Genomic DNA, 25,740 nt, shown 5'->3' with positions numbered 1-25,740 from the left:
AATAAATGAATTTTTTATATAAAGGAGATGGATAGCTATTGGTAGCTGAAGAGACAATCATAGAAGTAGATAATCTTACGTTTCGTTATGATTTACGTAAGGTGGAACATACATTGTCAGCTATCTCCTTTTCAATCAAGCAAGGGGAATGGGTAGCTATTGTTGGAGGAAATGGTTCAGGAAAATCAACCTTAGTCCGATTGCTTGTCGGATTACTAGAAGCAGAACTTGGAACGATTACTATAGATGGGGTAAGGTTGAATGAAGAAACTAAGTGGGAGATTCGAAAAAAAATAGGGCTAGTTTTTCAAAATCCAGAAAATCAGTTTATTGGTACGACTGTACAAGATGATGTTGCTTTTGGATTGGAGAATAACAATGTTGGATATGAAGAAATGAAACAAAGAGTTGATGAAGCATTACGTTTTGTTGATATGGATAAATATTGGGATCAAGACCCCTCTCGTTTATCAGGTGGTCAAAAGCAACGTGTTGCTATAGCGGGTATCCTTGCGTTTAAACCCCATGTCATTATTCTAGATGAGGCATTTGTTATGCTTGATCCTAAAAGCAGAAAGCAATTATTATCAACGTTAAAGAAACTTAGGGAAGAAAATAATATAACTATTATTACGGTTACACATGATATGAATGAGGCGGCATGTGCAGACCGAATAGTAGTGATGGATCAAGGTGCTATTATTCAAGATAGTACACCGGAGCATGTATTTATGAACAATGAACAGTTGTCTTCCCCCTTCGCTGAACAATTGCGACGCAAATTAGGTGAGAACGGGAGTAATGTTCCACAAAGTTATATGACAGAAGATGAAATGGTGAAATGGTTATGCAAGTGAATTTTCAAGGAGTAACAGCAGATTATCGAATTGGGCCTATTAGAAGTAAAAATATTTTACAACAGGTTGACTTATGTTTACCTAGTCACTCTTTTACCGCAATTGTCGGCCATACAGGTGCAGGGAAATCGAGTTTGTTAAAAACGGTGAATGGACTACTGCTTCCTAAAGAAGGATCAATTCAAGTCGGTGATCAAACGATTACATCAGTTTTACAATCAAAAGATGTTTTAAAACGTGTCAGACAATCTGTAGGGATGGTTTTTCAATTTCCTGAGTCACAATTATTTGCCGAAACGGTGGAACAGGATATTTGCTTCGGTCCATTAAACTTTGGTATGCCTAAACAAGAAGCACAAAAACTAGCAAAAGATGCGATTACACTAGTTGGACTAGAGGAGACGATATTATCAAGCTCCCCATTTTCTTTGTCGGGAGGACAACAGAGACGTGTTGCAATTGCAGGTGTATTAGTAATGAATCCTGATGTATTAGTTTTAGATGAACCTGGTGCTGGTTTGGATCCGCAGGGGAAAGAAGAGATTTTAACACTAATAAAAAACCTTCATGAAACAAAGGGTATTACAACCATTTTAGTGACACATGATATGGATGACGTTGCTCGCTATGCAGATGATGTTGTAGTCATGGAAGAAGGTAAGGTGATAACATACAAGCCAGTACATACGTTTTTTGATGATGTAGAACAACTAAAAGCCTGGTCTCTTGATTTACCTGAGCCAAGACGATTTCAGTTACGCTTGGAAAGCGAAACAAACGTAAAGTTACCCAACGTGTGTCTAACGATAGAAGATTTAGTTGCTGGTTTAATTGAGGTGGGACTAGCATGAACAAATTAATTTTGGGAAGATATTTTCCGGGTGATTCCTGGTTACATAAACTAGATCCAAGAGCAAAGCTTATTGCTGCAATTGGTTTTATTGCTGTTCTATTTGTTGCAATTAATTGGCAAGGGTACTTGTTATTAATCTTGTTTACCTTATTTGTGATGCGATTATCCGATATCTCATTAAAAATGTATATTAGAGGTGTGCGACCATTAATTTGGTTAATACTATTCACTGTTTCGTTGCAAGTATTATTTACAGCAGGCGGGACTGTTTACGTCAATTGGGGACCGATTACTATATCAGAATATGGGCTAATCAATGGTGTGTTTATCTTTTGTCGATTTGTTATGATTATTTTTATTTCGACGGTAGTTACTTTAACGACGAAACCAATTGATTTGACAGATGGGATTAATGCATTGCTCTCTCCATTACGATTATTTAAAGTGCCAGTAGATGATATTTCGTTAATGCTCACGATTGCGCTTAGATTTATTCCTAATCTATTAGATGAAACACAGAAGGTGATGGATGCACAACGAGCACGAGGGACAACATTTGGTGAAGGTTCTTTAGTGGAGCAGATGAAGAAATTAGTACCTATTATTATGCCGTTGTTTGTTAGTTCATTAAAGAGAGCAGAGGATATGGCAGATGTAATGGAAGTTCGAGGCTATCAATCATCAGGACCAAGATCAAGTTTTCGGAAATTGACCTGGAAAAGCCATGATACATTAGCTATTTTCACAATGATTATGTTAACGGCTGGACTTGTATTACTGCGCCAATTGGGACATTTATAACAAGATTACTTCAAAATGGTTTAATACCAAAAGAAGGTTTATTACGTAAATATACACAGGAAATTCATGCAAATGAGATTGTGTTGCCAAGTTATCATATTGCCACCATTAATATCGAAGAAACCTTTAAAAAAGTATCAAATTTGAATAAATATATTCCTTTTAAAGGAATCGTTTTGACTGATACTTTTGAGTCTACTAAGCATGAGAATACACTTGATGATTTATTTGGAGATAATGATAAACGATTAAAACGTCAAGAGGAATCACCTATTACTGTAATAATGGATAAAATACCATATTACGCCAAAAAGACTAGTGACAGTGATAACAATAGGAATATAAGTTATCCGAAACTAGACAACAGAATAAATGAAACTTATGGAAGACTATCGAATGCTCAAAATAAAGCTAACTAAAAAGATTCTTATATAAGAGCTATAAGATGGGCGAGCAATCGGTTAGAACAAAATGGTATTATTGGATTTATAACTAATGGTTCATTTATTGATGCTATCGCATTGGATGGATTTAGAGCTTCTATTTATTCAGAATTCAATTATGTGTATGTTTATAATTTGAGAGGTTTTATTAAAGGCAAGCAAAATGAATTCGCTAGAAAAGAAGGCGAGAATGTCTTTGATATATTACAAGGTGTAGCGATTATTATCTTTATAAAAGATTCAAAAAGTACTGAACACGTTTTGTTTTATAAGGATATTGGAGACTACTTGTTTAAAAATGAAAAGTTAGCAATTTTAGATAATTTTATTTGTCAAATTAAGCGAGACAAAGCTTCATAAAACACTCAATTGGCGTTTGATAATTTAATGACTTTCTTGGAATGTTGTTTCTTCGAGAAGCAACGGTTGATATATATTCCTGCGTAACGTAGTTGAAATCCATTTTTTCGTAGTAGACCATTTGAATTTTCATTCAATCCTCTTTGTGATGGCGTTCCTGGATCGGCAAAATAGATGTCAATATCATGATCATTACTGACGTTTTTCCAATTCGAGAATTCCTTACCGCAGTCAAAGATAATTGATTTGAATAGGTGCTTAGGAATTCCTTGGAGTCATCCGTTTAGTGCTTCTTCAATATCCTGTGCTTTTCTTCCTTTAGGTTTGATAACAATGATACAATTGCTTAACCGTTCAACCAAAGTGATTATCGCACTCTTGTGTTTGTTACCAACAATGTACCGCCTTTGAGATGGCCAAATTCATTGTTGTAGTTTAGGTGTTCCTGATTTCGCTCATCTATACTACGTCTAAATGCTTGTTTGCCTCTTTTTTCTTGGTGGCCGTTTGATTTTCTTTTCCCTTTCATTGGTAATTTTTCTTGTTTGAAAACACCATTTTCAAACTGCCGATAAAGTGTACGCATACCACAAGAAATGGGTCTTTCTTTTCTACCAATGATGACGTCTGGAGTCCAACCAGCCTCTACTTTTTCGTTGATGTAATCCACTTCATTTTTAGGAAGCTTAATCGATTTACGTCCATATTTTTGCTTGTTTTTCCTGTATTCCAGATGAATGTCAATCGCTGTTTTTCCATCTTTAAGTTGTCTGATGACTCGATAAATCGTTTCATGACATCGTTTGAGCTTTTCGGCGATTTGTCGACCTTTGAGACCGATTGAAAAATATTCTTCTATGAAAAAAATATTCTTCTATGAATATGAAACAAGAAAATATGCCGTCTACACTATTTTAGGATATACGATTGAAGGCCATAAGGAGATTCTCGGATTATGGCTGAATGAAACGGAAAGCAAACATAAATGGATGCAGATTTTTGATGAAATAAAGGCAAGAGGTGTTGAAGATATTTTTTTATATCTATGGACGGTGTCAGTGGTTTAGAAAAAGGAGCACGTGCTATTTTGTCGGATGTCATCGTCCAGCGCTGTATCGTTCATTGGATACGTAATGCCATCATAGTAAAGAATATAAGGCATTTACCAAAGCTTTAAAGAAGTCTATGGTGCACTCTACCCCCCCGAGCCTCAAGGCTTGTTTAAGTGCTTTTGAATCCTTTAAACAACAATGGGCTGCTTATCCAGGAGCGATTGATGTTTGGATAAGAAACTTCCAACACGTCGAACAACTTTATGATTAGGAATCATTAGAAAGATATACAAATTTAATCAAGTTAATTAAACAAAAAAAGAACACTTATCGAAAGGCGTTCTTTTTTTGTTCGTCCTCTAACCAGTTTTAATAGAGACTATCTTTCTATCTGTTATTTGCTCCAGTAACCCTAACTCCATCTTATATTAACATGTCTTTTTTGGAGAATATTGAAAATGACAAGAGAAAACATAAAAGCATAGTAATAAGCATTGTTAATAATGATACTAAAAATGTTGTGTTATGCACTGTGGACTCTCCTATAATATTTGAAACTAAATCTAAATTTAATATAAAAAAATACTTTAAGACTTCTAATGTACTTTGAAGATTTCCCAAAAGTCCTCCGAAAACTATAAGTGAAAGAGATAAACTTACTGATGTAGTAACTGTTTCAAATAAAACCGAAATTAAAATAACTACACTTATTAAAGTAATAATTGTAACCATATTAAGCCCTAAGCCATAAAGAATATATTCCCATATCGGAATTGCCTTAAAATTTTCGTTGCCAATTACAATTAAATCATTCCAGCTACCTAAGCCATAAAACGGGATGGAGGTAATATAAGTTAATACATTTGATAAAAGCATAACTCCTATAGATATAATAAGTGATGCTAAAAATTTCGATAAAATAATTTTTTTTCTACCTAGCGGACTAACCAATAAAGATTTCATAGTTCCATTTGAAGTTTCTCCTACGATTAAGTCTGCTGTTAAAATAACAATTAACACCGGTAAAATCAACTTAATAAATACCCCTGTAACACTTGATGCTAAATCTCCTGTGGCTCCACTTACTTCAGGATTTATATCATTTTTTAACTGAAAATTTAATTTTTCCTTTTGATTTACTAAATTCATGTATTCATCAGAACTTTGATTATTTATAGTGGTTAAACGACTCTCAATACCAGTAATTTGTTCTTCAATAGTAATCTGCCAATCAATAGGATCTTCATTATCTTTATCAAAATAACTTAGAGTAACCATTAATAGTGTGAAAAAAAGAACAATCCCAATGACCACATGTATTCTTTTTTTAAAATAAAGTTTTTCTATTTCATTTTTAATTGCCCCTATTAACATTATACAGCCCCCTGAATAACAGATAAGAAATAGTCTTCTAAGGTATATTCTTCATGATTAATCAAATATACAAATATCCCTTTAGCATATAAATGATTAACTAAATGTGGAATTTCTTCTTTTTTGCTATGTATAATTATTTTACTATCCTCTAAATAAATATTGCTAACCTGTTGTTTAATCAGTTGATAAGCAAATTCTAACTTCAATGGATCCACTGTTAAGTGGAATTTTGAAGTGTTTTGATTAACCAAATCTTTTACTGAACCTGAGACTATTTGTTTACCTTTATTAATAATTAAAATTTCATCACATATATTTTCTATTTCGCTAAGTAAATGAGAGGATAAAAAGATAGTTATTTTATGCTCATCAGATAAGTTTTTAATCAAAGCCCTAATATCTTTTATTCCAGATGGATCCATTCCATTTGTAGGCTCATCTAATATCAATATTTTGGGAGAAGCTAACAGAGATTGAGCAATGGCTAATCTTTGTTTCATACCTAACGAATAATTTTTAACTTTATCATGAATTCTATCTGATAAATCAACGGTCTCAATACACCATTTAATATATGTAGGATCTACTTTTTTATCTAATAAGCGTACACTTTGAATTAAATTTTGCCATCCTGTCATATAATCAAATAATGCAGGATGCTCCACAATAGCACTTAAATTACGCATTGATTCGCTAAAATTTGTTTGTACATTATAACCCATAATTTCCACAAAACCAGAAGAGGGTTTAATCATTCCAGTTATCATTCTAATAGTTGTTGTTTTTCCAGAACCATTCGGACCTAAGAAACCAAATATTTGTCCTTTACTTACATTAAAAGAAAGGTCATTAATAATCGTTTCTCCATTAATTTCTTTACATAAATTTTTTACAACTAAAATATCCTCATTTTCAACGAACATATCGATCACACTCCATATATAACTAGTAATTATAATAATACCAAAAGATATAAAAATAAAGTAATGAGTTATCATTACTTTATTTTTATATTATTTATGTATACGAGTCAATTTCATGATTGCTCTTTTTAAAAATACAAAGACTGACAGAATTTCGAAATTGTATTTAAAAAAACAGAAATCATGCAGCTTGTTGCTGATTTAATTGGGTATGAATACGATCTGCAGCCAGTTTTGATGCATTATAAACAAGTGTAACCATGTCAAAATGAACTTTCGCACGTTCCCCTGTCCGATAACGAACATTGTTAAGTTGAAAGAATTCTTTGAGATAGGCGTTAACACGTTCCATAGCGGTCCGACGTTTGAAAATATTTTTCCAATCCTGTGAACCACGAGCGGGGCAGTATATTTCCGAAGGTCTTCGGTTATTTTCACGTTATAAACTTTTTGACAGATACATTCGTTGGCTAGTGGACAAGTGTTGCACTCCTTTGGTTTCGTGTACTTCAATGTTTCATATTTAGAATCAAAGCTATCGTAACGATAGGAATGTTCACGAAAACAGGTCGGTGCGAAATGTTTGTCATAACCAAGGAGTTCGCTTTCATTTCGCTTGTTGTATGCAATGACAGATTGTTGTCCCATTCGATGTACTTTTTCGTATATTGGTTCATAATCATACCCAACATCCATGGTTTGATAACGCAAAAGAAGTTCAGGAAAGCGTTCATGAAGCCCTTTAAGTAATGGAATAGCTGCTTTTTCATCATTTAAACTGCCTGATGAAAAGAGAGAATCTAAAATGTATTGACTGGATGTACCAACGATTAAATGAGCCTTGTAGCCAAATCAAAACACATTTTTCCCTTCCGAATTCTTTTTCACGCCCCATTTGGGTTCTTGAGGAACTTCGGCACGTAGCTCAGCTAGAGCAGCATCTAATTGTTCTTCTATTTTCTTTTCATACAAGGGCAAGTTAGCATTCTTTTCAGCTTCTTCTTTTAACCATTGTTCACGTTCTTCTTTCGGCGGTGCTTGATCCCGAGCTTCGAAATGACAGGAATCCGTGACGGCAGTGTCATCTGTGATAAAACCTTCTTCAATAGCTTGCCGTACTATGTTTTCTTTTTCAACTTCTAATATGTCACACTTCATTAATTTCGTTACGAGCCTAGAATAGGAAGCCTCTGAAGGAACGGAATCTGATACACGTAAACCACAATTCAGCTTAAAGGCTACATCATCACGAAGGCGTTTAATTAGATCTTTTATAGTTGGGATGCGTTCCACATATCTCACCACAAAGGAAATGATCATAGCTGCATAGTTCAATCCTTCTGGTGCACCTAGTCGTGATTTCTTCGTTACTTTGTGATATATCTTATCCAAATTTATCGCCGAAATAATTGCCTCATATTTTTGGATTGGTTCCATGTCATATAATTCTTGGATGCCAAATAAGCTTGGTTGTCGTATAATGGTCATAGGAAGTATTCCTCCAGTCTTTATTGGATGTTGTGTCAACTACCATTATACAAGACTTGGGGAGGTACTTCCTTTTTTATGTTTTTAAACCCTTGTTACGTAAGGGCTTATAGTTATGAAATTCATTCAGTTTACGTTTGTTTGGCGAAAAGCGATTGAAAGATACAGTACCAATTTGGCGGAGAAATCGAATAAAATGTGCGATACATTGTAGGCAAACGAAATCATCCCAGAAATAGAGCGCGAAAGTATGGGGGAACTCTCCACCGAAGACTTCGAAAGCGTAGTGGGAAAATTAGAAGAGACGGTTGAAGCATATGATAAATAGATCGAAGAAAGTTTCTTTAAGTTGCCTAACTATATTGTAGCTGACGCAGGTTACGGAAGTGAACAAAATTACGATGATGTCCTAGCTAATTGTAAGCGTACCCCGCTAATTACATATAATACGTATCGAAAAGAGAAGATGAAAAAATATAAGCAAAATCCGTTTAACACAATGAATTGGAATTATGATGAAGCGACGGATGCTTTTCTTTGTCCAAATGATAAGAAAGTAACGTTCCAATATTGTCGAAACGGACAGATAAAAATAACTTTACCCGAGCCTTTAAAGTCTATGAATGTGAAGACTGTTCCGATTGTCCGTTACGTACACAATGTACAAAAGCAAAGGAAGGAAAGAATCGAAAAATCTATTACAACGAAGAAGGGGAACAGCAAAAAGCATACACAAAACAACAGCTTTCAGAAAAAAAACCGGTAAAATCTACAGAAAACGAAAAATAGATGTAGAACCAGTCTTCGAATTTTTGAAGGCTAATGTGCGTTTCACTCGTATGTCGGTAAGAGGAAAGAAAAAAGTAGAAAATGAATTAGGATTTGCATTCATGGCGGTGAATTTGAGAAAGTACACCGCTGAACATGCGAATGGTGAAACAAATCCTGATCATACTCTAATGAAAAAAGGTTTGTAAAATAGTAGCGGCGGAGGGGATCGAACCCACGACCTCACGGGTATGAACCGTACGCTCTCGCCAGCTGAGCTACGCCGCCATAGATGATATTTTTAGAGTCACAAATGATATATTACAATAGCAATCATATACTGTCAATAGTTTCAGCTTAAACAAATAGCTTAATTATAAATAACACATAAGCATGCTTTTGAAAAAATTGGTATGTTAAAAAAATTGTACGTATTTTAAGTTGGGAAATGGTGTTTTTCCCCACCACTCTGTTATCTATAGGTTCTTGCTGAAAATAAAGTAATGCAGCAGAAAATCGTCGAACATTTTGATACGATTGGTGGGAGGTTTTGACAAAAAAATGCATGTAACTGTGGTTTAATAATCAACATACTATACAAGGAGTGAAGGTATGTTGGAAACTTTATCAGAACCAAAAGTGATGGGTGGTTATGAAGAGCAAACGAAAAAAAGAAAAGTAAAATGGAAGGATAATATTCGAAAACTCATGCTGGAGCATGGAGGGATTTTATATATTATCGCGTTTTTATTAGGACGAGCAGTTGTTTTGGAATTACTGTCACCGTTTGTACTTGCTTACTTAGCCTCTATCTGGCTTTTACGCAGGGAAAAAGTACGACCAATCATGCTGATCATGGTAGTCAGTAGCTTAACCATCACTGGACAACATAGTTTTTATATTGCAACAGCGACAGTTACATTTATTTTCTTTGCAGCAATATGTCAAACATTTAAAGAACAACATAAGATCATTCCAATCATTGTTTTCTTTTCTAGTTTATTACCGAGGTTGACTGTTTATGCATTGTTTGAAAAGTTAACGATTTATCAATGGATGTTAGCAGCAACTGAAGCAACATTAAGTGCTGTGTTAGTATTAATATTTATGCAAAGTATTCCATTGCTATCACCAAAAAGGTACAATCCTGCTTTGAAAAATGAAGAGGTAATTTCCTTAATTATTCTTTTAGGATCGTTATTAACAGGGATGATCGGTTGGGAGATAGCAGAAGCTAATATCGAACAAATTGCATCAAGGTATCTAGTGCTTTGGCTTTCTTATATCGGTGGTGCTGCAATAGGGTCTACAGTTGGTGTAGTAGCGGGATTAATCTTAAGCCTGGCAAGTGTTGGAAGTATCTATCAGATGAGTTTGCTTGCCTTTGGCGGACTTTTAGGTGGCTTGTTAAAAGAGTGGAGGAAGATAGGTGTTAGTTTCGGTTTATTAATTGGGACTGTATTGCTTGGTATTCATGGTGAGGGCACGACTCTTTTAACTCCTTCGCTGTTAGAAACCGGTTTTGCCATTGGATTATTTATGTTCACACCGGAACATTGGATTCGAACAGTTGCACGTTACATACCAGGAACAAACGAACATACGAAAGAACAGCAGCTCTATGTACAAAAGGTGCGAGACGCAACGGCAAATAGAATGGAGCAATTTTCCAACGTGTTTCAAGCTTTATCAAAAAGCTTTGATATGCAAAAAAAACAAGAACAAATTAAAGAAACACAAGAAGAAAAAGAACTTGATTATTTTTTGAGTAATGTAACAGAGCGGACATGCCAAAGTTGTTTTAAAAAAGAATGGTGTTGGGTGCAGCAATTTGACAAAACATATGAGCTAATGAACGATGTAAAGCAAGATTTAGAACAGGATCAAAGCACTGATAAGTTATTGCATTGTAAATTTGCTAACCATTGTGTCAAATCAAAAAAAATGTATGAAGTAATGAAAGAAGAATTATCTTATTATCAAGCAAATCAGCAGTTGAAAAAGCAGGTAGGAGAAAGTAGACGTTTTGTAGCGGATCAATTATTAGGTGTTTCAGAAGTAATGGGGGATTTTGCAAAAGAAATCGTTAAAGAAAGAGAAAATCATGAACAACAAGAAATGGACATTGTTGCAGCTTTAAAACAAATGGGTTTTGAAATTTTGAAATTAGATATTTATAGCTTGAAAAAAGGAAACATAGATATTGAAATGAACTTATCTGTGTATGAATATCATGGAGAAGGGCAAAAAATTATTGCTCCCCTTCTTTCTGATATTTTACAAGAAACGGTTGTGGTGAAAACGGAAGAGATATCGCCGTTACCAAATGGATATTGCCACTTATATTTCACATCTGCTAAAAAGTTTGTTGTTGATGTAGGGGTAGCACATGCTGCCAGAGGTGGTGGTTTTATTTCTGGCGATAGTTATTCCGCAATGGAACTTAGTTCTGGAAAGTATGCACTTGCAATAAGTGATGGAATGGGAAATGGGACGCGAGCTCATGAAGAAAGTTCAGAAACACTTCGGTTGTTACAGCAGATTCTTCAGTCAGGTATCGATGAGCACGTAGCGATTAAATCGATTAATTCTGTTCTTTCTCTTCGAACTAGTGATGAAATTTTTTCCACCTTAGATCTTGCTGTAATTGATTTACACCATGCTGGAGTGCAATTTTTGAAGATTGGTTCTACACCAAGTTTTGTAAAACGGGGAAATCAGCTTCATATGATTCAAGCAAGCAATTTACCAATTGGAATTATTCAGGATGTAGATGTTGAGGTAGTACATGACCAGCTCAAAGATGAAGATATATTGATTATGGCAAGCGATGGCATTTTTGATGGACCAAAACATATTGAAAACATGGATGCGTGGCTTAAGCGGAAATTAAGAGAATTGGAAACAGACGATCCGCAAGACATTGCTGATATTCTATTGGAAGAAGTGATTCGAGCAACAGAAGGAGCGATTGTGGATGACATGACATTAGTTGTTGCAAAAATTTCGAAATTTCAACCTAAGTGGGCAACAATCCCTTTTTGTCAGAAGCAAGCAAACTAATCTTTTTCTGTTTGACTGTATAAACTTCTATCGTTTTGTCGAGAATGATGCTATGAAATACGGTTAATGACAAAGGCATAGGAGGAGCGCAATAACATGAGAAAAGGAACATTAAAGCAAATATTATTAATAACAGATGGTTGTTCGAATCAAGGTGAAGATCCATCAATGATTGCAACTCTAGTGGCACAACAAGGAATCGCTGTTAATGTAATTGGTGTATTAGAAGATAATCAGCTGGAAAATCCACCAGGATTAGAAGAAGTGGAAGAAATCGCTCGGGCAGGTGAGGGAATAAGTCAAATTGTTTATCAACAGGCATTATCACAAACTGTTCAAACTGTTACGAAGCAAGCAATGACACAAACGTTACAAGGAGTAGTCAATCAGGAGTTGAAGCAAATTTTAGGGCCTAATCAAACGGTAGAGTCTTTACCTCCGGAACAACGAGGTGAAGTAATGGAAGTTGTTGAAGATCTTGGGGAAACATGCAATGTTGAAGTTCTTGTGTTGGTAGATACAAGCGCAAGTATGCAACATAAGCTACCAACAGTAAAAGAGGCATTAATGGATTTATCCATTAGTATGAATGCGCGTATTGGGAAGAATCGATTTGCAATTTACTCGTTTCCAGGCAAACGAAAAACGATTCAACAAATTATTGATTGGTCAGAAAAACTAGATGCGATATCTTCTGTTTTTCCAAAGCTCACAAGTGGTGGAATCACACCAACGGGTCCAGCATTAAAAGAAGCGATGTATCAATTTGGGAAATCAAAATTAATGAGGAGTAGGAATCGAGAAGATGAATCTACATTTGAGCAAACAGGTAACTAGCTTTCCCAAAGGCTCATTGATTCAAGGCCATTGGCATAAACATCGATATAAAGTGATATCTTTACTTGGAAAAGGGGCAATTGGATCTGTTTATTTATGTCAGCGAATGGATGGCAAAAAAGTAGCATTAAAAATAAGCCAAAAAAATGCTTCAATTATTACTGAAGTAAACGTATTAAAGCAGTTGAACAAGGTCCAAGGTCGCACACTTGGACCTTGTTTGTTTGATGTAGATGATATTTTATTATCCAACGGTGTACGCCTATCGTTCTATGTAATGGAATATGTTAAAGGCGTACCAGTAGATGCATTTTTAAAGCAAAGAAGTAAAGATTGGTTTGGTGTATTTTTATTGCAATTACTATCAGATTTAGATCGATTACATCAACACGGTTGGGTATTTGGTGACTTAAAGCTAGATAATGTACTTGTGACAGATACCCCTCCGAAAATACGGTGGATTGATGTAGGAGGGATGACCCGAATTGGTCGTTCTATTAAAGAATATACCGAGTTTTATGATCGTGGATATTGGCAGCTTGGTACAAGAAAAGCTGAGCCGAGGTATGATTTATTCGCTGTTGTTATGCTCGCTTTGCATTACGCTTATCCAAATCAATTTGAAAGAGGGGCGAATCCAGAGCAAACGTTAATTAATAAGCTTAAACAAGCAACGGTATTACAGACATATCGAGTATGTTTAGAGCGGGCATTAAAAGGATACTATCACTCTGGATCGCATATGTTAAAGGAGTTGAATCAAGTATTGATAAAAAGACAAGTGCCGACGCGATCTCATCAACCTATATCAAATAATAAGTTGATGAAAAAAGTGATTGAAGACACAACCTTTCCTTTAATCGAGATCTGGGCAATTGGATTTGTCTCCATATTGTTTTTCCTTTTCTATTACTTCTTTATCTAAAAACAATTATATAATCATATCTTTATATCAAGCGTCCAATGGTGTTCAAGTGATGTAAAACATGATAGGATATACTTGTTTATCAATCTTGGAAAGAAGATGAGTCGCATATGCTAGAACAAAAAGTCAATCAATTTGTAAAAAGACACCAATTATTTCATGAAGGGGCAACGCTTGTTGTCGGTGTATCTGGAGGGCCAGATTCAATGGCTTTACTACATTATTTAAATGCACAAAAACAACAGTGGAACTGGACAATTATTGCCATAGCGATTAATCATTGTTTGCGAGGGGCGGATGCGGAAGCCGATATACAGTATGTCAGTGAGTTTTGCTTAACTTATAATATTACGTTTGAAGGCGGAAAAGTGGATGTCCCAAAGCTAAAACAAGAAGAACGCTTAGGTACGCAAGAAGCTGCAAGAAGACTTAGATATACATTTTTTGAAGAAAAAATGAACCAATATCAAGCAGATTATCTAGTGCTAGGTCATCATGGAGATGATCAAATCGAGACGATGTTTATGCGAATGACGAGAAGTGCGAACCCTAGTGCACTAAAGGGTATTCCGATGAAACGCCCCTTTGCCACAGGTTATTTAGTACGACCATTCCTAGCAATTAACAAAGACATGATTGAGTTTTATTGTAAGAATAGTGGTATTGTTCCAAGGCGAGACCCATCAAATGATCAAGATGTGTATACTAGAAATTATTTTCGTAAACACCTTTTACCTTTGTTGAAGAATCAAAACCCAAACCTTCATCATTCTATACAAAAATTAAGCGAGTCGATTAGTGCGGATCATGATTATTTAGAAGAACAGGCTAAAAAAGCGCTAGAAAATGTATTAGATTCGCCAGTAGAGCAATCAACTGTTAGTATATCAATTAATCTTTTGAAAACATATCCGTTTGCTTTACAAAGAAGGATGTTTCATCTAATATTAAACTATCTATACCGTACTATTCCTTCTGGGCTATCTTATGAACATGAGCAACAGTTTTTTAACCTTTTACATAGTGATCGTGCAAATGTGACGGTGGACTTACCAAATTGTTTGAAATTACATAAATCTTATGAAACAATTTTGTTTGCGTCTAATAACAAAGATGTACCGTACTTTTCTACTTCATTACCTGTTCCAGGGAATACCACCTTACCTTCAGGCAACAAATTACTGGCAAGTCTTAAACATGATAATATTTCCGATGTGAAGAGGAAGAATACATTAATATTACCAGTAAGTAATAAAGAGAAATACTCTCCATTCATTGTTCGTTATCGAAAACCTGGTGATCGAATGTATGTGAAGGGATTAGGAGGTAGCAAGAAAGTAAAGGACATCTTTATAGATAAGAAAATCCCATTACAGAAAAGGGATCAATGGCCTTTAGTCGTTGATCAAGAAGGACATGTATTATGGATAATAGGTTTAACTAAAGGAATGATTCCAAACCAAAAACAAGTGAAGCAATATATTCAGCTAGAATATAAGGGTGCAGAACATTTTTAGGAGGGTCGGAATGCATAAAGATATTGAAAAAATATTGGTTTCACAACAAGAAATAGAGGAAAAGTGTAAAGATTTAGGACAGCAATTATCTGAGGAATATCAAGACCGTTTTCCATTAGCAATAGGGGTGCTAAAAGGCGCATTACCTTTTATGTCTGATATCCTTCGTTGTATGGATACATATTTAGAAATGGACTTCATGGATGTGTCTAGTTACGGTGAAGATATGCGCTCATCAGGTGAAGTGAAAATTGAAAAAGATTTAAACACAAAAGTAGAAGGCAGAGACTTGTTAATCATTGAAGATATCATCGACAGTGGTCTAACACTGAGTTATTTAGTGGATTTGTTTAAATACCGAAAAGCAAATTCAATTAAAATTGTCACATTACTTGATAAGCCAGAGGGGCGCACAGTTGACATCAAAGCAGATGTTGTTGGGTTTCAAGTTCCAAATGAGTTTGTCGTTGGATATGGATTAGATTATCAAGAAAAATATCGGAATTTACCATACATAGGAGTGTTGAAACCACATATTTATGGTGGTGAGTAGCGTCTATTGAAGAAATATCGTTGTTGAATGGTGTTTTTCATAATAATTAAAGTTTAGGGTATAAGAAAATTAAAGTAACATAGCTAAAGGTAAATGCAAATAGTTGTAATCGCCCTTTTTGTTATGATACTATTTACTATAGTTTTCTCGCTTGGGAGGAGGTAGGCAATGAACAGAATCGTACGTAATGTTATTTTTTATTTTGTTATATTTATCGTAGTAATCTCCATTATGGGAGTATTTACTGGACAAAATAATCAACAAAAAGAGTATAGTGTAAGTGAATTTATGGAACAGTTTGATAAAGGAAATATTGCTGAAATGAACATGAGACCATCTAATGGTGTTGTGCAAATTACTGGGGAATTAGCAGATAAAGAAGATACTTCATTTGTAACAAATGTTCCAGATAACACTGAAATTGTTGCTGAAATTACAAAACAGGGTGATAAACAAGGAATTTTAACCTGGAAAGAAGAAGAACAACCGAATGCATGGTTAACGATATTAACTTCTTTAATTCCATTTGTGATTATATTCATCTTATTTTTCTTCCTGCTTAACCAATCACAGGGCGGTGGAAGCCGTGTCATGAATTTTGGTAAGAGTAAGGCTAAGATGTATAGTGAAGAGAAGAAGAAAGTGAGATTTAAAGATGTTGCTGGTGCTGATGAAGAGAAGCAAGAGCTGATAGAGGTCGTTGATTTCTTAAAAGACCCACGTAAATTCTCAGCAATCGGAGCGAAAATCCCTAAAGGTGTGCTATTAGTAGGTCCACCAGGAACAGGTAAAACATTGCTTGCACGAGCAGTTGCTGGTGAAGCTGGGGTTCCGTTCTTTTCTATAAGTGGTTCTGATTTCGTTGAAATGTTTGTTGGTGTTGGTGCTTCTCGTGTGCGTGATTTATTTGAGAATGCGAAGAAAAATGCACCATGTATTATCTTTATTGATGAGATTGATGCTGTTGGACGCCAACGTGGAGCCGGTGTAGGTGGCGGGCATGATGAGCGTGAACAGACATTAAACCAATTATTAGTTGAAATGGATGGGTTTGGTGAGAATGAAGGCATTATCATTATCGCAGCAACAAACCGTCCGGATATTTTGGACCCTGCGTTGTTAAGACCTGGTCGTTTTGATCGTCAAATTACCGTAGATCGTCCAGACTTACGTGGTCGAGAAGATGTATTAAAAGTACATGCACGTAATAAACCGCTTGCTGAAGATGTATCACTAAAAACGATTGCAATGCGTACACCTGGATTTTCAGGTGCAGATTTAGAAAATCTGTTAAATGAAGCGGCATTAGTTGCTGCTCGAAGCGATAAAGAAAAAATTGAAATGATTGATGTTGATGAAGCCATTGATCGAGTGATTGCAGGTCCAGCTAAGAAAAGTCGAGTTATTTCTGAAAAAGAAAAGAATATTGTCGCGTATCACGAAAGTGGGCACACGATTATTGGTATGGTGCTAGATGAAGCGGATATGGTACACAAGGTTACGATTGTACCTCGTGGGCAAGCTGGTGGTTATGCTGTCATGCTACCAAAAGAAGATCGATACTTTATGACAAAGCCAGAACTTCTAGATAAAATTACAGGTCTGCTTGGTGGTCGTGTAGCAGAAGAAGTAATTTTTGGTGAAGTAAGTACCGGTGCTCATAATGACTTTGAACGTGCAACAAATATTGCTCGTAAGATGGTTACCGAGTATGGAATGAGTGATAAAATTGGCCCGCTACAATTTGGAAGCTCCGGCGGACAAGTATTCCTTGGTCGTGATATGCAAAATGAATCTAATTATAGTGATGCTATTGCATATGAAATTGATCAAGAAATCCAAAGCTTTATTAACCAGTGTTATGCAAGGGCTAAAGACATTCTTACCGAAAATAAAGATAAGTTAGAACTAGTGGCTCAAACATTGTTAGAAATCGAAACACTAGATGCTGCGCAAATCAAATCTTTATTTGAAGACGGTGTGTTACCTGATCCGGTCGTTTCTGAACAAGATGGTAAAGCACCAGAACCATCCGTGGAAAATGATCAGTCAAGCAATCAAGATGTAAAAGTAAACATACAATCAAAAACATCTGATGAACAAACTTCTGACTCTGATAGCGAACCGAATCAAACTCAAATGGATGTAGATTCAGATAAAAAAGAATAATACGTAAAAAGAGGAAGGTGTTCGCGTCACCTTCCTTTTTTGTTTGTTTTATTAGAGTGTTAGGAATGTGGTTTTTGTTCAAAATAAAAGATAAGAGGTAATCTTATTTGAATTAAAAGGTGAGAAACGATAAAATTAGTCAAAAATAAAGTTTTTATTAAGTGGATTTTTAAATCAATATAGAGTTGGTGATCATAGTGATTTTTGTATTAGATATAGGGAATACCAATACCGTGCTAGGCATTTTTAAAAATGACAAATTAAAATATCAGTGGAGGATTAAAACAGACAGAGATAAGACAGAAGATGAATTTGCAATGCTTATTAAATCTTTTTTTCAACATGAATCGTTATCTTTCTCTGATATTCAAGGAGTAATTATTTCTTCCGTTGTCCCACCAATTATGTACGCGTTAGATAGTATGTCAAAGAAATATTTTAAACAAGAACCAATTATTGTGGGGAATCAATCGATGGAATCCATATTAAAAATTAAATATCCCAATCCAAAAGAATTAGGAGCCGATCGAATAGTGAATGCTATAGGAGCGATTCAGGAATATGGCGCACCACTAATTATTATTGATTTTGGAACAGCGACTACATATTGTTATATCAATGAACAAGCTGAGTATGTCGGTGGTGCTATTACACCAGGAATAAATATATCGTTAGAAGCGCTGTATACTAAGGCTGCTAAATTACCAAAGGTTGAAATAACGCAACCGGAGCAAATTATTGGTCTATCTACGGTAGAAGCAATGCAATCAGGAATTTATTATGGTTATGTCGGGCAAGTAGACGAGGTTGTTCGTAGATTCAAAAAAGTTAGCCCGAATGAGCCAACTGTAATCGCTACAGGTGGTCTATCTACACTAATGTCAGATGAGTCTAGCACAATTGATGTTGTGGATCCTGCACTCACTTTGAAAGGGTTATACACGATATACAAAAAACTAAGAAAAAAAGGAGCATTACAGTAAAATGAAGGATTATTTAATTAAAGCGACCGCCTTTAAGGGAACAATCAGAGCTTATGCGATACAATCAACCGAAACGGTGGAAGAAGCTAGAAGGAGACATGATACATGGGCAACAGCGTCCGCGGCGCTAGGTAGAACAATTACAATTACAACCATGATGGGGGCTATGCTTAAAGGAAACGATAAATTAACTGTAAAAGTTGAGGGAGACGGGCCAACGGGGCCTATTGTAGCTGATGCAAATGCTAATGGAGAGGTGCGTGGTTATATCACAAATCCGCATATCGATTTTGACCTAAATAGTAATGGGAAGTTAGATGTAGCGCGAGCAGTAGGTACATCAGGTAGTTTAAGTGTTGTGAAAGATTTAGGTCTAAAAGAACACTTCACCGGTCAAGTACCTATCGTTTCTGGAGAAATAGGAGAGGATTTCACTTATTATTTTGCCAGCTCCGAGCAAGTTCCATCAGCAGTTGGTGCTGGTGTGCTAGTCAATCCAGATCACAGTATACTAGCTGCAGGTGGTTTTATTATTCAAGTGATGCCTGGTGCAACAGATGAAACAATCTCACAGGTTGAAAAACGGATTGCGATGATTCCGCCTATCTCTACTTTGATTCGAGAAGGCAATACGCCGCAACAAATTTTATCAATCTTGTTTGGAGAAGAAAATATTACTATACATGAAACGTTACCAGTCATTTTTTCATGTTCTTGTTCCATCGATCGCATTAAAAATGCTATTCGTGGATTAGGGAGTGAGGAGATAGACAAGATGATTGAAGAGGATCGTGGTGCAGAAGCAACTTGCCATTTCTGCAATGAAGTGTATACATTGTCAGAGGATGCTCTACACGAATTAAAACAATCATAAGGGGAGAGAAGATGAGGCGTAAGCTAGTATTGGGTAGCATAGTTGTTCTTTTAATTACAAATGTTGTTACTCTGGGCATGTGGTTATGGAGCGATAACATTAAAAATGTTGATTATTCTGTTGACTTTGAACCTCGTGAACCAGTCGCTAAGGTAAATGGTGAAAAAATTGCATACAAAGAGTGGATTGGTTTCTTAGAAAATAGATATGGAAAAAAAGCATTAAAAGATATGATCAATACGCGAGTTGTTACACAGTTGGCAGACCAAGAGAAGGTCTCGTTTAATCAAGAAGTGTTGCAATTAGAGTTATCGTTACTTTCTACAATGGAAGGGAAAATGTCAAAAAAATCCATCGAAGAAAAAGAAGCGCAATGGACAGAGGAAGTCACCGATCGATTATATTTAGAAGAACTTGTTACGAAAGATGTAAAAGTTTCTGAGCAAGAAATTCGATCTTATTATGAAAAGTATGGTGAGCAGTATCATTTTTCGCCAACCATTCAACTATCGCATATCATAGTGTCAGATGAGGATACAGCAGAAGAAATAATAAAAGAACTTGATGCTGGCGCGTCATTTTCATCTTTAGCAAGCAAGTACACGCTCGATGAAGAAACAAAAAATAATGGAGGCTATCTAGGCTTTTATACGAAGGATAGCAGTTTTTTACCAAACGAGTATTACGAACAGACAGAGCAATTAGATAATCATACGTACAGTGATCCTTTTCGAACAGCAGAAGGAATAACAATTGTCTATTTGCATCGCTTTTTACCAGAGGTTAATCTTAGTTATGAACAGCTTCATGCACATCTGAGAAGGGAAGTTGCTTTAGAGAAAACGAGTAGTCACCCTGATGCATCGAAGCTATGGGATAATTTTGAGGTAGAGTGGATTTACGAGTGAACGTGTGGATTAATTGAAAATAGTTGACAAAGCTGTAGATATTTCATACAGTTATATTAAACAAATAAGATTACTCGGGATTAGGAGTGGTAAAAATGAAAATAGCGCAATCTATTGCGGAGCTAATTGGAAACACCCCTATTGTAAAATTAAATCGTTTAACAGCAGCCGATGAAGCGGATATCTATGTGAAATTAGAATTTATGAATCCTGGAAGCTCTGTTAAAGATCGTATTGCTTTAGCGATGATTGAAGCAGCGGAAGAAAGTGGTGACTTGAAAGTAGATGACACTATTGTAGAGCCTACCAGTGGTAATACAGGAATCGGTCTAGCCATGGTAGCAGCAATAAAGGGGTATCGAGCTATTTTGGTTATGCCTGATACGATGAGTTTAGAACGTCGCAACCTTCTTCGTGCTTATGGAGCAGAGTTAGTTTTAACTCCAGGAGCAGATGGAATGAAAGGTGCAATAAAAAAAGCAGAGGAATTACAACAAGCACACGGCTATTTTATGCCGCAACAATTTCAAAATGAAGCAAACCCTACTGTTCATGAAAAAACAACAGGATTAGAGATCATAGAGCAGATGGGAGATCAACTGGATGCATTTGTTGCAGGTGTTGGTACGGGTGGCACGATAACTGGTGTTGGGAAAGTATTGAAACAGAAGTATAAAAACATCGACATCTATGCTGTTGAGCCTGAAGGGTCTGCGGTTTTATCAGGTGGAGAGCCTGGCCCGCATAAAATTCAAGGAATTGGTGCAGGATTTATTCCAAAGGTATTAAATACCAACAGTTATGATCAAGTATTCACAGTTAGTAATGATGATGCATATGCAACGGCACGAGAAGCTGCTAAAAAAGAAGGATTGTTAGGTGGTGTTTCTTCTGGTGCAGCCATTTATGCCGCAAAACAAGTTGCTAAGAAACTAGGAAAAGGAAAAAAAGTATTGGCTGTCATCCCGAGCAACGGAGAGCGTTATTTATCAACACCGTTATATCAATTTGATGAGGTTTAAGTTTTGATTGCTATAAAGCAACTTCCTATTAATGGAGGTTGCTTTTTCTGTTAAAGTTATTAATAGGATGATTCATTTTATTAAAAAAGTGATAGAATAAAGGGAAAAAGGTGACAATCAATGAATCGAACAATAAAAACAAAACATGGGTTACTTGATCTAAATCAAAAAACGATAATTATGGGAATTTTGAATGTGACGCCAGATTCTTTTTCTGACGGAGGAGAATATAATCGTTTAGACAAAGCAGTGGAGCAGGCAAAAAAAATGGTCAGTGATGGTGCGGATATCATTGATATTGGTGGGGAATCAACTCGACCAGGCCATACACCGATTTCTGTTAAAGAGGAGATAGCAAGAGTGGTGCCTGTAATAGAAGCTATTCGGGAGGCTGTGTCTATACCGATCTCTATCGATACTTTTAAAGCTGAAACGGCAGAAAAGGCGATAAAAGCTGGTGCAGACATTATTAATGATGTATGGGGTGCGAAATACGACCAACGTATAGCTAGTGTTGCTGCGGAAAACGGCTCCCCACTCATTTTAATGCATAACCGATCTGAGCCTAACTACAATCATTTTCTAGAAGATGTGAAAGTCGATTTGAAGGAGAGCATAGCAATTGCGCATAAATTTGGTGTATCATCGGAGAAAATTATTCTAGATCCTGGTATAGGTTTTGCAAAGACGTTCGATCAAAATCTAATGATAATGCGTGCTTTAGACCAGATCGTTGATTTAGGCTATCCGGTTTTGCTTGGTACGTCAAGAAAATCAATGATAGCCAAAGTTACAGACTTACCAGTCGATCAACGTGATGAAGCAACGGGTGCTACAACTTGCTTCGGGATCACCAAAGGGGTCGATATGGTTCGAGTGCATCATGTAGAAATGAATGTACGTATGGCTAAAATGATCGATGCTATGATTCAAAAGGGGGAGTATAAAAATGGATAAAATATTTTTACATAAGTGTGCGTTTTATGGTTATCATGGTTTATTTCCAGAAGAAACAAAGCTAGGACAGCGTTTTTACGTTGATTTAGAGTTAGAGCTTGATCTACAACAAGCTGGGTGTTCGGATGACATGAAAGATACAATTAATTATGGTGCTGTTTTTCAAGCAACAAAAGAAATTGTTGAAGGTAGACCATTCCATTTGTTAGAAGCGTTGGCAGAAGCAATTGCTGCAAAATTATTAACGGATTTTTCTCAATTACAGGCGTGTCGTATTAAAGTCGATAAGCCAGATCCGCCTATTCCAGGACATTATCAAGCTGTTGCGGTGGAGATATATCGGAGGAGAGTGCAATGAATACAAGTTATATAGCGCTTGGATCTAATATTTCACCTCGTCATGATTATTTAAATCAAGCAATCCAATCGATTAAAGAAAAAGAAAATATTTATGTAAGAGCTGTTTCCTCTATTTATGAAACAGCCCCTATTGGATATACAGAGCAATCCAGTTTTTTAAACATGGTTATAGAAATAGAAACGAATCTATCTGCAATTGCTTTGTTAAAAGTATGTCAAAGCATTGAAAAGGAACTGGGAAGAAAAAGAATAAAAAGATGGGGTCCTCGTACAATTGATCTTGACATTTTGTTATATAATCAAGAAAATATGAAGACAGAGCGTCTCGTTATTCCACATCCAAGGATGCATGAAAGAGCATTTGTATTAGTTCCGTTGAATGAAATCAACCCTAATGCTTACATCCCATCTGTACAAAGGGATGTGTCAAACGCATTGTCGCTAATACCCGCAGAGGACAAGCGGGATATGGTTAGGAGGGACTCACCTGCTGATATATCTGAGTAAGTCGAATCAAGCCTTTACATACTAGAGTCTTGTAATGACATACATGGGAAACTGAAAACTCTTTTAAAGTTGCAATTGAGAAGGTGTGTGTCATAATTATCAGTAGTCATTACAGTATAGTTATATTGGTTAGATGTTGTCAGTCTTTGTAAGTGCATTTATTTGATGTTATGTTATTATGAAATAAGTTTTGTTAGTAACATTTTTACTTAAAGTAAGAAAGATTAATATAATAGGTATATAAAATTAGACTTTGGGAGTGAAAAAGGATGTCAGAGGAATTAAATGAACATATGCGTGTTCGACGTGACAAGTTAGAGGTGTTTCGTCAAAAAGGTGTCGATCCTTTTGGAGATAAATTTGAACGTACGCATTTGTCAGCTGAATTAAAAAATAGTTATGAAGCTTTTTCAAAAGAGGAGTTAGAAGAGAAAGCAATTGAAGTAACCGTTGCCGGACGAATTATGACTAAACGCGGAAAAGGGAAAGCCGGATTTTCCCATATACAAGATTTAAGTGGTCAAATTCAGTTATACGTGCGAAAAGACATGATTGGAGAAGAGGCGTACGAATTCTTTAATGCCGCCGATTTAGGTGATATTGTTGGTGTAACAGGTACGGTGTTTAAGACAAATGTCGGTGAATTATCTGTTAAAGCAACCACTTTTCATGTATTAACAAAATCTCTTCGCCCATTACCAGAGAAATTTCATGGCTTGAAAGATGTAGAACAACGTTACCGTCAAAGGTATCTTGATTTAATTACGAATCCTGAAAGTAAGGATACGTTTATTACACGAAGTAAAATTATTCAATCTATGAGAAGGTATTTGGATGCTGCTGGTTTCCTAGAGGTTGAAACGCCGATGATGCATGGTATACCTGGTGGTGCGGCAGCTCGACCTTTTATGACACACCATAATGCATTAGATATTCCTTTGTATATGCGTATTGCAATTGAACTACATTTAAAACGTTTAATTGTTGGTGGAATGGAGAAAGTATATGAAATTGGACGAGTTTTTCGTAACGAAGGAGTCTCCACTCGTCATAATCCAGAATTTACAATGATTGAATTATATGAAGCTTATGCTGATTACCACGATATTATGTCTTTAGTAGAAAACATGGTTGCCCATATTGCTAAGGAAGTAATTGGAACAACAACGATTGCCTATGGTGATGTAGAGGTTAACTTAGAGCCACAATGGAAAAGAATGCATATGGTTGACGCAGTAAAAGAGTATGCAGGCGTTGACTTTTGGAATGAAATAAGTGATAAAGAAGCAAGGGCATTAGCGAAAGAGCACGGTATAGAAATTAAGGAAACGATGACTTTTGGACATGTAGTGAATGAGTTTTTTGAGCAATGTGTAGAGGAAAAATTAGTTCAACCTACTTTTGTTTACGGTCATCCGGTTGAAATTTCACCACTAGCTAAAAAGAACAAAGAAGATGGTAGATTTACTGACCGTTTTGAATTATTTATTGTGGGAAGAGAACATGCTAATGCATTTTCAGAATTAAATGATCCGATAGATCAGCGAGAGCGTTTTGAAGCACAAGTGAAAGAAAAAGAACTTGGTAATGATGAAGCGCATGAAATGGATGAAGATTTCTTGGAAGCTTTGGAATACGGACTTCCGCCTACAGGTGGTTTAGGTATCGGGATTGATCGTCTAGTAATGTTATTAACGAATGCTCCATCTATTAGAGATGTATTATTATTTCCTCAAATGCGCAATCGCGATTAAAGTTAATCTTAAAGCTCTTGTATTCGATAAGTGTACAAGAGCTTTTCCTTTAATTTCCATGTTGACTTTGTTTGTTGAGGGTGATATATTATCTAAGTCGCCGATTTTTGTATAAATCAACCGACAAAAAAATATTATAAAAACCATTGACAAATTAAAATGGATTTTATATAATATAAAAGCTGTCGCAAACAAGACGGTGAGTATTTGATCTTTGAAAACTGAACAAAACAACCAATATGTTAAGAAGTAACATGCTAGTCAAGTAATGAGTGAGCGAACTCAATGATCGCCGACTAAGTTCGCAACATTCGTGTTGCAACATCGGGATCAGCACATCCATGTGCAAGCAATTTTATGGAGAGTTTGATCTTGGCTCAGGACGAACG

The 25,740-nt window shown here is 35.9% G+C and carries 21 protein-coding genes, 1 tRNA gene and 4 pseudogenes; 21 read left to right on the top strand and 5 right to left on the bottom strand.

Annotation, left to right across the window (positions count from 1 at the left end; translation table 11 throughout):
- Positions 1-38 precede the first annotated feature (38 nt).
- The 5 genes from ACH6CY_RS08895 to ACH6CY_RS15700 all read left to right on the top strand — a co-directional run bounded on the left by ACH6CY_RS08895 (position 39) and on the right by ACH6CY_RS15700 (position 3,314).
- Positions 39-857 (top strand): energy-coupling factor transporter ATPase, encoded by an 819-nt coding sequence (locus ACH6CY_RS08895; RefSeq protein WP_374066982.1) that lies wholly within the window; start codon positions 39-41, stop codon positions 855-857.
- Positions 848-1,708 carry an energy-coupling factor transporter ATPase gene (locus ACH6CY_RS08890; RefSeq protein WP_374066981.1) on the top strand — a complete coding sequence of 287 codons (861 nt, stop codon included), beginning with the start codon at positions 848-850 and terminating at the stop codon, positions 1,706-1,708. Before ACH6CY_RS08895 ends, ACH6CY_RS08890 begins: the two co-directional genes overlap by 10 nt.
- Positions 1,705-2,511, top strand: coding sequence for an energy-coupling factor transporter transmembrane component T family protein (locus ACH6CY_RS08885; RefSeq protein WP_374066980.1), 807 nt, complete (start codon positions 1,705-1,707; stop codon positions 2,509-2,511). The genes ACH6CY_RS08890 and ACH6CY_RS08885 overlap by 4 nt, the downstream gene beginning before the upstream one ends.
- A gap of 83 nt (positions 2,512-2,594) precedes the next feature.
- On the top strand, positions 2,595-2,930 hold the full coding sequence (locus ACH6CY_RS08880; RefSeq protein ID WP_374066979.1) for a hypothetical protein: 336 nt from the start codon (positions 2,595-2,597) through the stop codon (positions 2,928-2,930).
- A 102-nt stretch (positions 2,931-3,032) separates the two neighbouring features.
- Positions 3,033-3,314 carry a hypothetical protein gene (locus tag ACH6CY_RS15700; RefSeq protein ID WP_483874863.1) on the top strand — a complete coding sequence of 94 codons (282 nt, stop codon included), beginning with the start codon at positions 3,033-3,035 and terminating at the stop codon, positions 3,312-3,314.
- On the opposite strand, the pseudogene ACH6CY_RS08875 reads toward ACH6CY_RS15700, so the two are convergent.
- Positions 3,292-4,182: pseudogene (locus ACH6CY_RS08875) on the bottom strand (IS30 family transposase). The gene ACH6CY_RS15700 and the pseudogene ACH6CY_RS08875 overlap by 23 nt on opposite strands.
- A 10-nt stretch (positions 4,183-4,192) precedes the next feature.
- Here ACH6CY_RS08875 and ACH6CY_RS08870 point away from each other — a divergent pair.
- Positions 4,193-4,634: pseudogene (locus tag ACH6CY_RS08870) on the top strand (transposase); the annotation flags it as partial.
- Positions 4,635-4,789: 155 nt separating this feature from the next.
- Here ACH6CY_RS08870 and ACH6CY_RS08865 read toward each other — a convergent pair.
- The 3 genes and pseudogenes from ACH6CY_RS08865 to ACH6CY_RS08855 form a co-directional block, all read right to left on the bottom strand.
- On the bottom strand, positions 4,790-5,740 hold the full coding sequence (locus ACH6CY_RS08865; protein ID WP_374066978.1) for an ABC transporter permease: 951 nt from the start codon (positions 5,738-5,740) through the stop codon (positions 4,790-4,792).
- Positions 5,740-6,666, bottom strand: a complete 927-nt coding sequence (locus ACH6CY_RS08860) for an ABC transporter ATP-binding protein (protein ID WP_374066977.1) — start codon at positions 6,664-6,666, stop codon at positions 5,740-5,742. Before ACH6CY_RS08860 ends, ACH6CY_RS08865 begins: the two co-directional genes overlap by 1 nt.
- 181 nt (positions 6,667-6,847) lie before the next feature.
- Positions 6,848-8,154: pseudogene (locus ACH6CY_RS08855) on the bottom strand (transposase).
- Positions 8,155-8,281: 127 nt separating this feature from the next.
- Here ACH6CY_RS08855 and ACH6CY_RS08850 point away from each other — a divergent pair.
- Positions 8,282-9,131, top strand: a pseudogene (locus tag ACH6CY_RS08850) (transposase); the annotation flags it as partial.
- A 5-nt stretch (positions 9,132-9,136) separates the two neighbouring features.
- Here the strand turns inward: ACH6CY_RS08850 and ACH6CY_RS08845 are convergent.
- Positions 9,137-9,210, bottom strand: a tRNA-Met gene (locus tag ACH6CY_RS08845).
- Between the two features lie 324 nt (positions 9,211-9,534).
- Here ACH6CY_RS08845 and spoIIE point away from each other — a divergent pair.
- The 14 genes from spoIIE (at position 9,535) to lysS (ending at position 25,351) form a co-directional block, all read left to right on the top strand.
- On the top strand, positions 9,535-11,985 hold the full coding sequence (gene spoIIE / locus ACH6CY_RS08840; protein WP_374066976.1) for a stage II sporulation protein E: 2,451 nt from the start codon (positions 9,535-9,537) through the stop codon (positions 11,983-11,985).
- 96 nt (positions 11,986-12,081) lie between these two features.
- Complete coding sequence (locus tag ACH6CY_RS08835) at positions 12,082-12,822, top strand: vWA domain-containing protein (protein WP_374066975.1); 741 nt, start codon at positions 12,082-12,084, stop codon at positions 12,820-12,822.
- The gene (locus tag ACH6CY_RS08830) at positions 12,791-13,747 is read left to right on the top strand and encodes a protein kinase domain-containing protein (RefSeq protein WP_374066974.1); all 957 of its coding nucleotides are present in this window, start codon (positions 12,791-12,793) and stop codon (positions 13,745-13,747) included. The genes ACH6CY_RS08835 and ACH6CY_RS08830 overlap by 32 nt, the downstream gene beginning before the upstream one ends.
- Positions 13,748-13,857: 110 nt before the next feature.
- Entirely contained in the window at positions 13,858-15,264 is a 1,407-nt protein-coding gene (gene tilS / locus ACH6CY_RS08825) for a tRNA lysidine(34) synthetase TilS (protein WP_374066973.1), read from the top strand.
- A 10-nt stretch (positions 15,265-15,274) separates the two neighbouring features.
- Positions 15,275-15,817: a hypoxanthine phosphoribosyltransferase gene (gene hpt, locus ACH6CY_RS08820; RefSeq protein ID WP_374066972.1), complete on the top strand. Its 543-nt coding sequence runs from the start codon at positions 15,275-15,277 to the stop codon at positions 15,815-15,817.
- A 168-nt stretch (positions 15,818-15,985) separates the two neighbouring features.
- On the top strand, positions 15,986-17,986 hold the full coding sequence (gene ftsH, locus ACH6CY_RS08815) for an ATP-dependent zinc metalloprotease FtsH (protein ID WP_374066971.1): 2,001 nt from the start codon (positions 15,986-15,988) through the stop codon (positions 17,984-17,986).
- A 197-nt stretch (positions 17,987-18,183) separates the two neighbouring features.
- Positions 18,184-18,969: a type III pantothenate kinase gene (locus tag ACH6CY_RS08810; RefSeq protein ID WP_374067027.1), complete on the top strand. Its 786-nt coding sequence runs from the start codon at positions 18,184-18,186 to the stop codon at positions 18,967-18,969.
- A 1-nt stretch (position 18,970) separates the two neighbouring features.
- Positions 18,971-19,843: an Hsp33 family molecular chaperone HslO gene (hslO, locus tag ACH6CY_RS08805; RefSeq protein ID WP_374066970.1), complete on the top strand. Its 873-nt coding sequence runs from the start codon at positions 18,971-18,973 to the stop codon at positions 19,841-19,843.
- 11 nt (positions 19,844-19,854) lie between these two features.
- On the top strand, positions 19,855-20,751 hold the full coding sequence (locus ACH6CY_RS08800) for a peptidyl-prolyl cis-trans isomerase (RefSeq protein ID WP_374066969.1): 897 nt from the start codon (positions 19,855-19,857) through the stop codon (positions 20,749-20,751).
- A 95-nt stretch (positions 20,752-20,846) separates the two neighbouring features.
- Positions 20,847-21,773 (top strand): cysteine synthase A, encoded by a 927-nt coding sequence (gene cysK, locus ACH6CY_RS08795; protein WP_374066968.1) that lies wholly within the window; start codon positions 20,847-20,849, stop codon positions 21,771-21,773.
- Between the two features lie 120 nt (positions 21,774-21,893).
- Positions 21,894-22,730, top strand: coding sequence for a dihydropteroate synthase (gene folP / locus ACH6CY_RS08790; protein ID WP_374066967.1), 837 nt, complete (start codon positions 21,894-21,896; stop codon positions 22,728-22,730).
- Positions 22,723-23,088, top strand: a complete 366-nt coding sequence (folB, locus tag ACH6CY_RS08785) for a dihydroneopterin aldolase (protein WP_374066965.1) — start codon at positions 22,723-22,725, stop codon at positions 23,086-23,088. Before folP ends, folB begins: the two co-directional genes overlap by 8 nt.
- Positions 23,085-23,597, top strand: coding sequence for a 2-amino-4-hydroxy-6-hydroxymethyldihydropteridine diphosphokinase (gene folK, locus ACH6CY_RS08780; RefSeq protein WP_374066964.1), 513 nt, complete (start codon positions 23,085-23,087; stop codon positions 23,595-23,597). The genes folB and folK overlap by 4 nt, the downstream gene beginning before the upstream one ends.
- A 269-nt stretch (positions 23,598-23,866) precedes the next feature.
- Entirely contained in the window at positions 23,867-25,351 is a 1,485-nt protein-coding gene (gene lysS, locus ACH6CY_RS08775) for a lysine--tRNA ligase (protein ID WP_374066963.1), read from the top strand.
- Positions 25,352-25,740 lie beyond the last annotated feature (389 nt).

The sequence above is a fragment of the Paraliobacillus sp. JSM ZJ581 genome (assembly GCF_044383835.1).
In the GTDB taxonomy this organism is placed as follows: Bacteria; Bacillota; Bacilli; order Bacillales; family Amphibacillaceae; genus Paraliobacillus.
The sequence above is the reverse complement of the archived record's forward strand: the minus strand, read 5'-3'. Positions and strand labels throughout refer to the sequence as shown.

What these genes read in the sequence shown, in the direction of transcription:
- ACH6CY_RS08890 (WP_374066981.1), top strand. Translation starts at nt 848, where the DNA reads ATGCAAGTGAATTTTCAAGGAGTAACAGCAGATTATCGAATTGGGCCT.
- ACH6CY_RS08885 (WP_374066980.1), top strand. Translation starts at nt 1,705, where the DNA reads ATGAACAAATTAATTTTGGGAAGATATTTTCCGGGTGATTCCTGGTTA.
- ACH6CY_RS08865 (WP_374066978.1), bottom strand. Translation starts at nt 5,740, where the DNA reads ATGTTAATAGGGGCAATTAAAAATGAAATAGAAAAACTTTATTTTAAA.
- ACH6CY_RS08860 (WP_374066977.1), bottom strand. Translation starts at nt 6,666, where the DNA reads ATGTTCGTTGAAAATGAGGATATTTTAGTTGTAAAAAATTTATGTAAA.
- spoIIE (WP_374066976.1), top strand. Translation starts at nt 9,535, where the DNA reads ATGTTGGAAACTTTATCAGAACCAAAAGTGATGGGTGGTTATGAAGAG.
- ACH6CY_RS08835 (WP_374066975.1), top strand. Translation starts at nt 12,082, where the DNA reads ATGAGAAAAGGAACATTAAAGCAAATATTATTAATAACAGATGGTTGT.
- ACH6CY_RS08830 (WP_374066974.1), top strand. Translation starts at nt 12,791, where the DNA reads ATGAATCTACATTTGAGCAAACAGGTAACTAGCTTTCCCAAAGGCTCA.
- tilS (WP_374066973.1), top strand. Translation starts at nt 13,858, where the DNA reads ATGCTAGAACAAAAAGTCAATCAATTTGTAAAAAGACACCAATTATTT.
- hpt (WP_374066972.1), top strand. Translation starts at nt 15,275, where the DNA reads ATGCATAAAGATATTGAAAAAATATTGGTTTCACAACAAGAAATAGAG.
- ftsH (WP_374066971.1), top strand. Translation starts at nt 15,986, where the DNA reads ATGAACAGAATCGTACGTAATGTTATTTTTTATTTTGTTATATTTATC.
- hslO (WP_374066970.1), top strand. Translation starts at nt 18,971, where the DNA reads ATGAAGGATTATTTAATTAAAGCGACCGCCTTTAAGGGAACAATCAGA.
- ACH6CY_RS08800 (WP_374066969.1), top strand. Translation starts at nt 19,855, where the DNA reads ATGAGGCGTAAGCTAGTATTGGGTAGCATAGTTGTTCTTTTAATTACA.
- cysK (WP_374066968.1), top strand. Translation starts at nt 20,847, where the DNA reads ATGAAAATAGCGCAATCTATTGCGGAGCTAATTGGAAACACCCCTATT.
- folP (WP_374066967.1), top strand. Translation starts at nt 21,894, where the DNA reads ATGAATCGAACAATAAAAACAAAACATGGGTTACTTGATCTAAATCAA.
- folB (WP_374066965.1), top strand. Translation starts at nt 22,723, where the DNA reads ATGGATAAAATATTTTTACATAAGTGTGCGTTTTATGGTTATCATGGT.
- folK (WP_374066964.1), top strand. Translation starts at nt 23,085, where the DNA reads ATGAATACAAGTTATATAGCGCTTGGATCTAATATTTCACCTCGTCAT.
- lysS (WP_374066963.1), top strand. Translation starts at nt 23,867, where the DNA reads ATGTCAGAGGAATTAAATGAACATATGCGTGTTCGACGTGACAAGTTA.